Origin of the sequence: Lacinutrix mariniflava, assembly GCF_001418015.1 — a bacterium.
GTDB classification, from domain to species: domain Bacteria; phylum Bacteroidota; class Bacteroidia; order Flavobacteriales; family Flavobacteriaceae; genus Lacinutrix; species Lacinutrix mariniflava.
In genome coordinates, this window is the sequence record NZ_LIQG01000027.1 from 20,261 (window position 1) to 33,743 (window position 13,483).

The window sequence follows — 13,483 nt, forward strand, 5'->3', positions numbered from 1 at the left end:
TTAACATATTTGTAAGTTTAAAAACCATGCTTTTATGCATGGTTTTTTTTGTGCTCTAAAATCAGGTAGTTTTACCTATTGCAATTTCTCTTATATTTATTTACTTTTAATAGTGTGATTAATAAATCTGAAAAAATAAATAAGTTACGGCTACAGTTTCAAAAATTTGAAATCGTAAAATGTGGTATGTATCATGAGCATGTTGTGTTCGGGTTAAACAAAAAACCGGTTTATAGAGAAGATAACAAGACCCTTGTTTTTAATCGTGAAAAACTATGTAATACTGAAGATCGAGTAGTAAGACTTGGTTGTGCGCATTCGTCTTCTAACCATAATTTCGAGGAGCTTCTAGATAGTTTAAGTGCGTTGTTGCCAAGAAAATCTTTGCTTATTTTAAATTTAAGGAATGAATTTAAAGCGGTGGTTTCGCGTATTTATATGTTAGATCATAAAAAGGGACAGCTTGAGCACGATTTGGCACTCTGTAAAATTACTTTAGACTATAGTGAAAATGAAGCATTAGCTCAATTGTCTTTCAGGATAAAAGAAGAGCATAATATGCTAATGGAAGATCTTGTTGAAATTAAAGCAAACATTAAACGACTTATAAGAGTACAGTAAATTACCAATATTAATAGAGTGCTTGTTTTTTCGATTTTAGTATCTTGAGCACTTAATTTATTCAATCTGTGTTTAAGAAAGATCCTTTACAAATTATAGCATTCCAAAGTTATGGAACAGACTCCCATTTTTATTTAAGAGGCAGAGCATTGCAAGACGAATCTATAGATTTAGAGCAAGGTGGTTTTTTTAGATTGTTAATTAATAGTTGGAAACGTATTGAAACCGATGAAGCTAGACATGTTGGAATTAATATAAAATTACCAGACGGGACGATTTTAAAAACGGAAAGCGATGCTAAAGGCTATTTTAAAGTGAAAGCCGATTTACAGGATTTAAGAATCATGGCAAATACTGAAGGTTGGTTAGCTTGTGAAGTCGCTTATAGTGATGTTAATGTAAAACGAAACATTCAGGAAAATAATCGATTTCCTGCTGAAATTTTAATACCGTCTACCAAGGCCGAGTTTGGTGTTGCTAGTGATATCGACGATACTATTCTGCATACAGGAGTAGTGTCTACGCTAAAATGGAGGCTTTTATATAATACGCTTTTTAAATCGGCAAAAATGCGCTTGCCTCTCAAGGGAGCTGCCGAGTTTTATCATTTGTTGCATAGAGGTAAATCTGGCGAGAATGCAAATCCAATATTTTATGTAAGTCATAGTCCTTGGAATTTGTATCTCTATTTAGAATTATTTCTAAAGCAAAACGATTTCCCTAAAGGACCAATTTTATTAAGAAGCTTTAGTAATATGCTAAAGAAAAAGACTCCAAACGAAAAGCCACAAAAGCAAAAAGAGATTTTAAATTTACTTAAAACATATCCAGATTTACCGTTTATTTTAATAGGTGATAGTGGTGAGCACGATGTGGATATTTATTTAGAAATAGCAGAACTGTTTCCGGATAGAATTAAAGCGATTTATTTGCGTAGTGTAAAACATGAAAAGAGAATAATACGAGTAAAAGGATTACTAGAAAATTACAAAACTACACCAGCTTTGTTGGTTGAAAGTAGCGATCAGGCTATTGAGCATGCAAAAGTTAATGGCTTTATAAAGTAATAATTGTTAAGCTTTATTAAGTTTGTTTTTTAAATCGGTAAAAGTATCGGAAAGATAAAAAGAACATAAACTTTTAATTCTTATAATGGTTTCTTGATGATGAAATTCTTCTTTGTCATTAATGCGTTCCAACACATTTTTTAAACCATATTTAGATATTGCAGGTAACTCTTTTTCGAAAGCTGGAGTGCTTAAAATAATGCTTCTAACGGCCGCATACAAATCATCAGAAAAAAGAAGAGCAACCTTATCTGCCATTATTTCCATTAATCTAGAGGTAATTAAAAGGTCTTGAGAACTAGTAGTCTCATCATTTTTATTCAAGAAATTAATATTTAGTTTGTCGCCAACTTCTAGAATGTCTTGACTCTTTTCGGCAACATTAGAGGCTTTTTCTACATTGCTTACAATTTTTAGATATTTGTCGACATTAGTAAAATTGCCAAGTATTGAGCCTAAGCTTCCTGCAAAAGGCAGTATGGTAAGTAACACACTTATAACCGAAAAACCTTTTTCGGCAGCACCTCTCCAAACATCGCTTGAGGTGATTTTTGAGTGTTCAAAATAAATGTGAGCAAGCTCTACCGCAATTAAAAACCGTAATTCATTAATATTAAGTTGTGTTGGCGTTTCGGTTTTAATAAAATTAATACCAATAATTAAAAAAGGAGGCTTGCCTTCTATGCCAATAATAGTATTGGCGTAATTTGCACGACCGATATAACATTCTGGAGTTTGTAAATTAAGTGCATAACATATATTTGTTACCACTTTATAAATTTCCGGATAGTTGCTAGAGTTTAATTTATCTGAAAAAGAAATAACAGCACTGTAATCTGGCTGTTTAATGTTCGCAATATAGCCATTTAGGGTATCGAAAAAACCTGAAGCATTCTTGAAACAATCAGGTGTTACGGCTTCTAAAACATTAGTTTTTTCAAGTTTGTTGTAGTTTTTTTCGTTAAAATCTATGGGAGCAGGTTCTACATTATCTAAGTGTAGTGTTTGCTCTATTGTTTTAGAAAGCTGTTGGAATCTAGTTTGGTTTAACGCTTCAATTCTAGTAGTAACTAAGGGCTGTAATTGTGCTAGTTTTAGAAGCGTTTCTTCTGTATTTAAGTGCGCTTTTTGCTCACAATCTAAAATAGACTCTAAAATGGTAGTTTTTAATTCTTGCCCGTTTTGTCCATTTAAAATATTTGTGGCGTTTGTGGGAATTAAATCTAAGATGCTGGCGTCTGGTAATGTTGTGTATATGTTTTTGTAGATTTCGATTGCATCGATATAGAATTTAGACTTTGCTAGGGCTTTTGCGAAATTAAGATTGAATTCAAATTGCTTTTCAGGCTTGTCTTCGTTTTTTAGAAATAGTGGTCTAAAGGAACGCTGAAAAGTAAGACTATTTTCAATAGATAGAATATCTTGTTTTTTAAATAAAATGGTCGAGAATTCACGTTGTGTTTTATAATCTAAATTCCAAGAAGCGATTACTTTGGAGATATTTTCGCCAAAAAGAGTAGAGCGTAAACTATGCTTTTTAAAAAGTAGCCTAATTTCTTCCTGTTTCTTTTTGTCTATTTTTAGCGATTCCATTAATACAATTAATTCGCTCTTTAGTGCGTAAATATCAAGAGTGTTATGTTCTAGTTGTAGTGCATAACATTTTGCTGCAAGTTTTAAATATTTTGTTTTGCTATTGTGTTTTTTTAGTAAGCAATCCCCAAAAAGGTCTAATCTGTTGTTTTTCGAGGTTATAACAGGAAATAAAGCGGAGTAATAACCGTCATTCATTAATTCAGTTAATAGAGAAAACGTTTCTCCTGTAATAAGATCTTTGCCTGTTTTTTCGGTTAAGGTTAATTTTTCATTAGAAATATCGAGAACATAATGTGTTCCACTTGAGTGGCCAATAAGTAAATTTCTTAATGAGGTAACAATAAAATACCAGGTAGTATTGTCTGGAAAATCGAGTGTATTAGTTTTTAATGTTACAGAACTTGTATTTAAAAGACTTAAAATATATTCTTGTTTTTTAAGTAAATGAAAAATGTAGTTTTTAGTAAAGAGATCTGGTTGTTGTATAAAACCTAAGTTTTGGGTATTATGTAATGCGTACAAACCGTCGTCTTGAGTTTCTATTACTTGATTTTGAACGGCTTTAAAAAGAGTGCTTTTTGTAATAGATTCTTTTGCTACGCTAATGGTTTCTTTGTAGGTGTCTAGATTTATATTTATAGATTCTGAAAAGATTGTAACCTTATTATCTTCTTTTATAAATCTAAAACGAGAGGCTTGAATGTGTTCTTTTTCTTCTTTTATATTATAGTCTAAAACAAGTGTGTTGTCTTTAGTTTTTAACTTAAATGAAGTAGTTTTAATTTGCTCTAAGCTAGATTCTATAATGGTTTTTAATTGTGTTAGTGAAAAACCTGAGGCGATAAAGAGTGTTGCTTTATTGGTCTCACCATCATTATTTTTGGACTTGAAAAATTTAATCATGTAAACGTAGCTAGAGTTTAGTGTTTTAAAAACTTGAAATTACAGAAAAAAAATGAAATAGCTTGAAGCTTTAAAAAAAGTAAGTGGAGATTTTGTTTCGCTTTACTATTTATAAAGTATAATGATGTTTTATTTTAATAAAACGCAACTAATTTTGGAAAAAGGCGAAGCGCTTTTTAGTTTATAAGAGTAAGGCGTTAAGGATTGAACGGCATGTTTGAGCTCCTCGCAGAGAGCGAGTAGTGAAAGCCTGACTTTTTGCGATCCTGCAAGGTTTTAAACCTGGCAGGTATGAGTAAAAAGAAACGCTATAAAATTAGTAATTAATGGGTTAAAATAAACCGTTTATTTCGGCATCAATTTTATTCAGAATCAATCCTAAATCCTCTGGGTTGTCTACAAAATCAAGATTGTCTACATCGATAATTAGTAATTTACCTTTGTCGTAACCTGTGATCCAGGCTTCGTAACGCTCGTTTAATCTGCTTAAATAATCTATGCTAATAGAGTTTTCGTAATCGCGACCGCGTTTGTGGATTTGAGAAACTAGATTAGAAATAGAACTGCGTAAATAAATTAATAAATCTGGACCTTGCACAAAGCTCTCCATAAGTTCGAAAAGTGATGAGTAGTTTTCGAAGTCGCGATTAGTCATTAATCCCATAGCATGAAGGTTTGGTGCAAAAATATGTGCATCTTCATAAATGGTACGGTCTTGAATAATGTCTTTTCCGCTTTCACGAATAAGGCCTACTTGACGAAAACGACTGTTTAAGAAGTAAACTTGTAAATTAAAACTCCAACGTTCCATCTGGTTGTAAAAATCATCTAAATATGGATTGTCTACAACGTCTTCTAATTGCGCTTCCCATTTATAATGTTTAGCTAATAGTTTTGTGAGCGTAGTTTTTCCAGCTCCAATGTTTCCTGCAATGGCAACGTGCATATTATTTTAATTTAAGTTGGTAATGATAAAGCACTTTATCGGTGTAAATATACACGATTTGATTGGTTACAAAAAACTGACTTATTAACAAATTTGTAATGTTAAGAGGTTTAGTTGTTTCTGTGTTTTTTGCAATGTAAAATAACTTGTTGTCTTTTTTTAAGATGATGTTTTCGTTACTTTCTTTAATGCTAGTGTAGCCATTATTAGGCATTTTATAGACTAAACTTCCAAAGTAATTGTATTTGTAAAGATGGTTTTTTGTTAGTAGCCAGCAGGAATTATAGTTGCTTGCAATATCTAATACGTTACTTTCTATGGGTAGCGTTTTTGTACGGACTGTTTTTGTTTTGTAATCGTATAATTCTAGTTGCATTAAGTCTTGATTAAAAACCCAAATGGTATTATCGCTTCCTGTAGAAATGTTGGAGACGTTTTTATATGGTTCGGTTTGGTTGAAGTCTATTTTATAGATTTCGGCTAAGCGATTATCTAAGATTGTAACAGTGTTAAATGCTTTGTAAAAAACATTTATTTTAAGTGGATTAAAGCTGTTTGCAGATGTTATTGTGCCTAATTGTACATTGCTGTATTTAAGTAATTGGTCTTCTTGTTTTTTTATTAAAGTATTGTTTAAAGTGTAGAATGTCGTGCCGAAGTTATCGATGCCAATAATAGAATCGGCTTTAAATTCGATTTTATCTATAAGTTCTGCACTAATGCTTTCTTGAGCATTTGTAGAAAATGTAAGAAGTAGAAGTAATAAATAAAGTAGTTGTTTCATAGAGGATTGGAAAATACAAAAATTGGACCACTTACTTAGTTAAAGTTTTATTATGGTTAATTAATAATTTTAAGCTTATTTTTTTTTGTGAAATATTTAACATCTATGGATTAAACATTTTTTGCTTTTGGTCGTCTAACAGTTGTTATCTGTAATTTTACAAAACCAATTTAGAAATAATATTATGAAATTAAAAGCATTACTAATCTGTATTACGTTATTCTCGGCTTCACTTTTGTCTGCACAAGACGATTTTCAAGGAGTAGCAACTTACATGTCTAAAACAACAATGGATATGGACGGTTTTGGAGGAAAGGATATGAGTCCGGAAAGAAAAAAGGCTATAGCAGAGAGAATGAAAGGTATGTTAGAAAAGACCTATATTTTAACATTTAATAGATCGGAATCTACTTATAAAGAAGATGAGGCTTTGGAGGCTCCAGGTGCTGGAGGAGGTTTTAGAGGTATGATGAGTAGTTTTACTGCTGGTGCGCAATACAAGAATATTAAAGAAGGGCAGTTAATTCAAGATCAAGAGTTTTTTGGAAAGCAGTTTCTTATTAAAGATGATTTAGAAAAATTAGAGTGGAAAATGACAGGTGAAACCAAGCAAATTGGTAAATACATGGCTATGAAAGCTGTTGCAACAAAAAAGGTTGATGAAATGGACTTTTCTAAAATGAGAAGAAGAGGAAGAGATGATGATAAGAAGAAAGAAGAAGCAAAGACTAAAGGTGATAGAACGGTTAGTGCTTTTGGAAAGGGAGAAGGTAAAGAGGGAGAGAAAGTAAACGATTCTTCTACATTAGCATCGACTGAAGAAAAGACTACAGTTATATCAGATGAAATAGAGGTTCCAAAAGAAGAAGAGGTTGTTGCTTGGTATACAATGCAAATACCTGTAAATAGTGGTCCTGGAGATTTTTGGGGATTACCAGGTTTAATTTTAGAAATCAATTCGGGTCGAACTACTATTCTATGTTCTAAAATAGTAATGAATCCTTCGGAAAAGCAAGAGATTAAAAAACCTTCAAAAGGGAAAGAGGTTACGAAAGCTGAATATAACGACATCGTTAAAAAGAAAATGGAAGAAATGAGAGAAATGTACGGAGGAAGAAATCGCGGTGGTCGTGGAGGAGGACGTTAATCTCGAATTTTAGAATAAGCCAATACAATTACAAAAGCGAACATAGAATTGTTTTTACTAAAAATATAGTAAAAACAAATAGAGGTTGTTTGTTAAAAAAAAACCATACAAAAATAGATGAAACACTTTTTTACACTGTTACTTTTAATAGTAACAAGCACAGCTTTTGCACAAGTTAAATTTGAAGGTATAGTAAAAGATACCGAAGGAGAGCTTTTGGAGTTTGCAAATGTTATAGCTATAAACAAAGAATCTAAAGTATTAGAGTCTTATGCAGTAACAAATGATGCTGGACGCTATAAACTTAATTTAGGTAAAAATACGACGTACAAAATACAAGTTAGCTATATTGGTTTTACCACATTTGAACAAGAAATAACAACAAAAGAGGAGTCTTTAAATAAAGATTTTAGTTTGGTTATGGATAATAGTCTTGAAGAAGTAGAGTTGGTTTATGAAATGCCAGTTACTATTAAAGGAGATACTATTGTTTATAATGCAGATTCCTTTAAAAACGGAACAGAGCGAAAACTTGAAGATGTCTTGAAAAAGCTTCCAGGTGTAGAGATTAATGCAGATGGGCAAATAGAGGTAGAAGGTAAGGTTGTGAATAAATTAATGGTTGAAGGAAAGGATTTTTTCGATGGAGATTCGAAATTGGCAACTAAAAACATTCCTGCAGATGCGATAGATAAAGTGCAAGTTTTAAAGAACTTCTCTAACGTTGGACAGTTAAGTGGTGTGCAAAACAACCAAGATAATGTCGCTATTAATATTAAGCTTAAAGATGGTAAAAAGAATTTTTGGTTTGGTACAGTAACAGCAGGAAGTGGAAACTCTGACACTGAGGGACTATACCTAGCACAGCCTAAGTTATTTTATTATAGTCCTAATAAGAGTATCAATTTTATTGGAGATTTAAATAATATTGGAGAATTAGCATTCTCGCGCAGGGATTTTAGAAATTTTAGTGGAGGTTTTAGTGCTCCAAGTCAACAAAGTGGAACAAATATAAATATTGGAGATGGTGGATTAAACTTTTCTAATCTTCAAAATGATAAAGCTAAAGATATAAATACAAAATTTGGAGCAGTAAACTTTAATGTCTCTCCAAATGAGGCTTTAGATATTGGTGGTTTTGCTATTTTTACGAGTAGTAGAATAGAACTTCAAGAAAACCAAAGTGTAGAGTATACAGATGAAGCTTTAGGTATACCGGATGAAACAACAGCAAGTAATACAAGACAAAGTAGTGATGCTGGTTTATTAAAGTTTAAAGCTAAGTACAAGCCAAATGGAAACAATCAATTAGATTATGATGTGTTGGCTAAAGTAACAAAGGAAGAACAACGCCAAAGTTTCTTTTCTTCTGTTGTTGGAGATATTGGTCAGGTTGAAAACTCTAAACCGTTTAGTTTAAATCAAAGTTTAAAGTATTATTACACCTTAGATGAGAATAATATTTTTGCTTTTGCAGGCTTACATGAAATTTCAGACGAAGATCCTTTTTATAATGCTATTTTAGAAGATAAAATAAATTATGGTAACACAGCAGCAGCGTTAGGTTTAGACGAAGCGCAATCGAATTATAGCATTGGGCAAGATAAAAGAGTAAAGTCTAATCAATTAGATGCAAAGTTAGATTACTGGAATGTGTTAACACCTAAAAGTAATATCAATTTAACTTTAGGAACCATTTTAAGTAAGCAAAATTTTAACACCGATATTTTTCAGTTTTTAGATAATGGTTCTCAATTTGATACAACAGCAACTATTAATGATGGTTTAGATGCTAACGACACAGAGTATAATTTTAGTGATGTTTATGTAGGTGCTCATTACCGTTTTAAAACGGGAATATTTACTTTTACGCCAGGTGTTTCAGCACATGCTTATAGTTCTAATAATTCTCAGTATGGTACAGAGGTTAAAGACAATTTCTTTAGACTGTTGCCAGATTTCAACATGGTTATTCAGCTTAAAAAGAGTGAGAGTGTCCAATTGAATTATCGCATGCAAACTACTTTTACAGACGTTACTAACTTAGCACGTGGTTTAGTATTAAATAATTATAACTCTCTATACTCTGGAAATCCAGAATTAGAAAGTGCAACAGCTCATAATTTAAGTTTAAACTATTTTAGTTTTAATATGTTTAATTATACAAATGTCTTCGGAAGACTATCGTACACAAAAAATATAGATGGTATTAGAGGAGCTTCTTCTTTTCAGCCAGGAAGTGTAGTTAATGTTGGGTCGTCTATAAATTCAGATTTTGCTGACGAAAGCGTTACTGCCTTCGGAAGATTTCAGCGTTCGTTTGGGAAATTAAAAGCTTCTGTTAGAGGTAACTTTAATTATTCTAAATACAATCAATTAATTAATGATAACGTCTCTACTAACGAGAGTTATTCTCAAACTTATAGTGCTGGTTTAAGCTCTAACTTTAGAGATGCTCCAAATTTTGATTTTAGTTACGGTTATACAATTAATGATAACGATCAAGGAGCAACGAGATCTAGCTTCTTTACACACTCTCCATCCGTAAGTTTCGATGCTTTAATGCTTAAGAGTTTTACTTTTAAAACAGATTATACGTATAACGATTTTAGAAATGAAGAAACCTCACTTAATACTTACGAATTTTGGAATGCTTCTTTAGCATATAGAAAAGATGAAGATAGTAAGTTTGAATACGAAGTAAAAGCAACTAACTTGTTGGATACCAAATCTCAAAATAATACCAATGCAGGAGCTTTTTCTGTAAGTGCAACAGAATACTTTATACAACCAAGATTTTTAACTTTTAGAATTATCTATAGTTTGTAAAGCGTTAATAGGTTAAAATAAAGCGAGTTAGTTTTTAACTCGCTTTTTTTGATAAAAAAGTTTGTAGGCTTGTAAAAACTATAATATATTTGCCATCAGTTTTGGGGGAGATACTCAAGCGGCCAACGAGGGCAGACTGTAAATCTGCTGACTACGTCTTCATAGGTTCGAATCCTATTCTCCCCACACAAATTAGAAAAGTCTGTACATATGTACAGACTTTTTTTGTTATATAAACAAGTGAAGTTTATTATAACCAACAATGTGTTGCTGGGTTGATAGATGTCGCTTTAAGCGGAAAATAAAAAAGCTCTCGTTTGAGAAGGCTTTTTTGTTTTTATGTAGCTGAAGTTTAAATACCAAACTCTGCTTTCACCTTATCAATGTAATCTAGTTTTTCCCAAGTAAACAACTCAACATCTAAAGTAATGTCATCTCCATTTGGTCTAGAAAATGTTTTAGTAACTGTTTCGTTTATTCTTCCCATGTGTCCATAAGCAGCAGTTTCGCTGTATATTGGATTACGTAGTTTTAAACGAGATTCTATTGCAGATGGTCTCATGTCAAACACTTTCGAAATTTTATTTGCAATTTCTCCGTCTGTCATATTAAATGGACAAGTACCATAAGTGTCAACAAATATTCCCATAGGCTCCACAACACCAATAGCGTAAGAAACTTGAACTAAAATTTCTTCAGCAACACCTGCAGCAACTAAGTTTTTTGCAATGTGTCTTGTTGCGTAAGCAGCACTTCTGTCTACTTTACTAGGGTCTTTTCCTGAAAAAGCACCTCCACCATGAGCACCTTTTCCACCATAGGTGTCTACAATAATTTTACGTCCAGTTAATCCTGTGTCACCATGTGGTCCACCAATTACAAACTTTCCTGTTGGGTTAATGTGATATTTAATATCATCATTAAACAACGCTTGGATAGCTTCCGGTAATTTCGCTACTACTCTTGGTATTAATATCTCAACAATATCTTTTCTAATTTTAGCTAGCATAACATCGTCATTGCTATCAAAATCATCATGTTGTGTAGAAACAACTATAGCTTCTATACGTTGCGGTGTATTATCATCGCTATATTCTATAGTTACTTGACTTTTAGAATCTGGTCTTATGTAAGTAATGTCTTTATTCTCACGACGTAATTCTGCTAATTCAATTAATATTTTATGAGATAAATCTAACGCCAAAGGCATATAGTTTTCTGTTTCGCTAGTTGCGTAACCAAACATCATTCCTTGATCTCCTGCACCTTGTTCTTCTTTTGTGTCTCTATCAACACCACGATTAATATCGTCACTCTGTTCATGGATAGCACTAAAAACACCACAAGAATTACCATCAAACATATATTCGCTCTTAGTATAGCCAATTTTGTTTATAGTATCTCTTGCAATTTGTTGTACGTCTAAATACGTGTTAGATTTTACTTCTCCTGCAAGAACTACTTGTCCTGTAGTAACAAGGGTTTCGCAAGCAACTTTAGATTCACTATCGAATGCTAAAAAATTGTCGATTAATGCATCACTAATTTGATCTGCAACTTTATCTGGATGTCCTTCAGATACACTTTCTGATGTAAATAAATACGCCATAACTTTTTTTTAAATTTTATATATACAGGATTTGACGAAAGCGTCGAAGGAAGTTTACACTGCCTTTAGCATTTTTTAATGAGGTTGCAATCAGTCAAATCCGTCCTCGTAATTAATTTCGACAAAAGTATAAAAAATTATATGGATAGAAATTCCTTTTTACAATTTTATGAAAACTTTATCTTTAAGGATTAAATCTTTAAGTCAGAAAACGTGATAATTAAAAGACAATATTTTTTATTAAAATAATTTTAGTTTTATAAAATAGTAATAGACTGTTTTTGGTGAAATATATTTTGTTTAATATTGACTCTAAAGATTTATTTTCTGTTTTAATTATTTTAAATTAATTATTCGGAAAAATATTCTTTTTAGTTTGGTTAATTAGATTTTTTTTCACAATATTTGTGCTCACAAAGTTCAAACACTTACTGAAATGTTATCAAGAAAGGTGGAGAGATAGACTCGCTGAAACCTTAGCAACCCTTAGACTTACTAAGAAGGTGCTAAATTCTACTTAATTTTCGATTCATTAATCGAACATTGGATAGATAACTAAAATCTAATTACTCATCTGTGATTAGTATTTCTTTTTAACATTTTTCTAATATGTACGCTTCAAATGAAGCTTATTTGACTTTTGAATTAATTTATTTAACTCGAAAACTTAGAAAAATGAGTACACAAAAATTTGCAACACAAGCATTACACGCAGGACACGACACAAGTAAAACAGGAGGAACAAGAGCGGTTCCTATTTATCAAACATCATCTTATGTTTTTGACGATTCAGATGACGCCGCAGGACGATTTAATCTTTCTGTGCCAGGTTTTATTTACACCCGATTAAACAACCCAACAAACGATATTTTAGAGCAACGTATCGCAGCACTCGAAGGTGGTATTGCGGCAGTCGCAACAGCATCTGGTACAGCAGCAATTTCTACAACATTGTTAACGTTGTTAAAAGCAGGCGATCATATTGTAGCATCAAGTAGTTTATACGGTGGAACATACAATTTGTTAAGTGTTACATTGCCAAGACATGGTATTACGACAACTTTTGTAGATCCTTCAGATCCAGAAAATTTTAGCAAAGCAGCGCAAGAAAATACAAGAGCTATTTTTGTAGAGTCTCTAGGAAATCCAAAATTAGATGTGTTAGACTTAGAGGCTATTTCTAAAGAAGCCAAAGCAATTAAAGTACCTTTAATTGTAGATAATACAGTGGCAACGCCTTATTTATTAAACCCAATTGCGCATGGCGCAAACATTGTAATCCATTCTTTAACTAAATATATTAATGGTAATGGAACATCGCTTGGTGGTATCATTATAGATGGAGGAACATTTGATTGGACTAACGGAAAATTCCCTGAATTTACAGAGCCGTCTGCTGGTTACCATGGTTTAGTGTATAGCGAAGCTATTGGTGCGGCTGCATTTATTGCTAAAGTTAGAATCGAAGGTTTAAGAGATTACGGTGGCGCATTAAGTCCGTTTAACGCTTTTCAAATCATTCAAGGATTAGAAACATTAGAATTAAGAATTTTAAAGCACTCTCAAAATGCATTAGCGCTAGCAAAATGGTTGCAAGAGCAACCAGAAGTAACTTGGGTAAATTATCCAGGATTACAGACTAGTAAATATAATAGTTTAGCTAAAAAATATTTACCAAAAGGACAAAGTGGTGTGGTTACTTTTGGGGTTGATGGTGGTTTTGAATCGGCTAAAAAAATAGCAGACACCACAAAATTATTCTCGCTATTGGCCAATATTGGTGATACAAAATCATTAATCATTCATCCTGCAAGTACTACGCATCAACAATTAAGTGATGAAGCACAACAATTAACAGGAGTGACTAAGGATTTAATTAGACTATCCGTAGGAATCGAAAATATAGAAGATTTAAAAGCCGATTTAAAAGAAGCTTTCGCAGTCGTTAAAAAAACAGTTTTAGCTTAAGACGTTACTTAAT

9 protein-coding genes, 1 tRNA gene and 1 riboswitch are annotated in these 13,483 nt (G+C 32.2%); of the genes, 6 read left to right on the top strand and 4 right to left on the bottom strand.

Translation table 11 applies throughout. The annotated features are described in order from the left end of the window. Positions 1-114 precede the first annotated feature (114 nt). Both ASC44_RS12595 and ASC44_RS12600 read left to right on the top strand, forming a co-directional pair. On the top strand, positions 115-621 hold the full coding sequence (locus ASC44_RS12595; protein ID WP_161805024.1) for a hypothetical protein: 507 nt from the start codon (positions 115-117) through the stop codon (positions 619-621). A gap of 68 nt (positions 622-689) precedes the next feature. Continuing rightward, entirely contained in the window at positions 690-1,688 is a 999-nt protein-coding gene (locus ASC44_RS12600) for an App1 family protein (RefSeq protein WP_055447988.1), read from the top strand. 6 nt (positions 1,689-1,694) lie between these two features. Here ASC44_RS12600 and ASC44_RS12605 read toward each other — a convergent pair whose 3' ends face one another. From ASC44_RS12605 to ASC44_RS12615, 3 genes are all read right to left on the bottom strand, one after another. Then, complete coding sequence (locus ASC44_RS12605; protein WP_055447989.1) at positions 1,695-4,187, bottom strand: M48 family metalloprotease; 2,493 nt, start codon at positions 4,185-4,187, stop codon at positions 1,695-1,697. 331 nt (positions 4,188-4,518) lie between these two features. Then, positions 4,519-5,133: a deoxynucleoside kinase gene (locus ASC44_RS12610; RefSeq protein WP_055447990.1), complete on the bottom strand. Its 615-nt coding sequence runs from the start codon at positions 5,131-5,133 to the stop codon at positions 4,519-4,521. Position 5,134: 1 nt separating this feature from the next. After that, a complete protein-coding gene (locus ASC44_RS12615; RefSeq protein WP_055447991.1) occupies positions 5,135-5,917 on the bottom strand; it encodes a hypothetical protein in 783 nt (260 codons plus the stop codon). A gap of 184 nt (positions 5,918-6,101) precedes the next feature. Between ASC44_RS12615 and ASC44_RS12620 the strand changes: the two genes are divergently transcribed. From ASC44_RS12620 to ASC44_RS12630, 3 genes are all read left to right on the top strand, one after another. After that, positions 6,102-7,064 carry a GLPGLI family protein gene (locus tag ASC44_RS12620; RefSeq protein ID WP_055447992.1) on the top strand — a complete coding sequence of 321 codons (963 nt, stop codon included), beginning with the start codon at positions 6,102-6,104 and terminating at the stop codon, positions 7,062-7,064. 117 nt (positions 7,065-7,181) lie between these two features. Then, a complete protein-coding gene (locus ASC44_RS12625; protein ID WP_055447993.1) occupies positions 7,182-9,893 on the top strand; it encodes a carboxypeptidase regulatory-like domain-containing protein in 2,712 nt (903 codons plus the stop codon). A gap of 104 nt (positions 9,894-9,997) precedes the next feature. Beyond that, positions 9,998-10,079 (top strand) — tRNA-Tyr (locus ASC44_RS12630). Positions 10,080-10,245: 166 nt separating this feature from the next. On the opposite strand, the gene metK is transcribed toward ASC44_RS12630, so the two are convergent. After that, the gene (gene metK, locus ASC44_RS12635; RefSeq protein ID WP_055447994.1) at positions 10,246-11,502 is read right to left on the bottom strand and encodes a methionine adenosyltransferase; all 1,257 of its coding nucleotides are present in this window, start codon (positions 11,500-11,502) and stop codon (positions 10,246-10,248) included. A gap of 436 nt (positions 11,503-11,938) precedes the next feature. Next, a riboswitch (SAM riboswitch) is annotated at positions 11,939-12,060 on the top strand. Between the two features lie 117 nt (positions 12,061-12,177). Here metK and ASC44_RS12640 point away from each other — a divergent pair. Beyond that, the gene (locus ASC44_RS12640; RefSeq protein WP_055448238.1) at positions 12,178-13,470 is read left to right on the top strand and encodes an O-acetylhomoserine aminocarboxypropyltransferase/cysteine synthase family protein; all 1,293 of its coding nucleotides are present in this window, start codon (positions 12,178-12,180) and stop codon (positions 13,468-13,470) included. Positions 13,471-13,483 lie beyond the last annotated feature (13 nt).

What these genes read in the sequence shown, in the direction of transcription:
- ASC44_RS12605 (WP_055447989.1), bottom strand. Translation starts at nt 4,187, where the DNA reads ATGATTAAATTTTTCAAGTCCAAAAATAATGATGGTGAGACCAATAAA.
- ASC44_RS12610 (WP_055447990.1), bottom strand. Translation starts at nt 5,133, where the DNA reads ATGCACGTTGCCATTGCAGGAAACATTGGAGCTGGAAAAACTACGCTC.
- ASC44_RS12615 (WP_055447991.1), bottom strand. Translation starts at nt 5,917, where the DNA reads ATGAAACAACTACTTTATTTATTACTTCTACTTCTTACATTTTCTACA.
- ASC44_RS12620 (WP_055447992.1), top strand. Translation starts at nt 6,102, where the DNA reads ATGAAATTAAAAGCATTACTAATCTGTATTACGTTATTCTCGGCTTCA.
- ASC44_RS12625 (WP_055447993.1), top strand. Translation starts at nt 7,182, where the DNA reads ATGAAACACTTTTTTACACTGTTACTTTTAATAGTAACAAGCACAGCT.
- metK (WP_055447994.1), bottom strand. Translation starts at nt 11,502, where the DNA reads ATGGCGTATTTATTTACATCAGAAAGTGTATCTGAAGGACATCCAGAT.
- ASC44_RS12640 (WP_055448238.1), top strand. Translation starts at nt 12,178, where the DNA reads ATGAGTACACAAAAATTTGCAACACAAGCATTACACGCAGGACACGAC.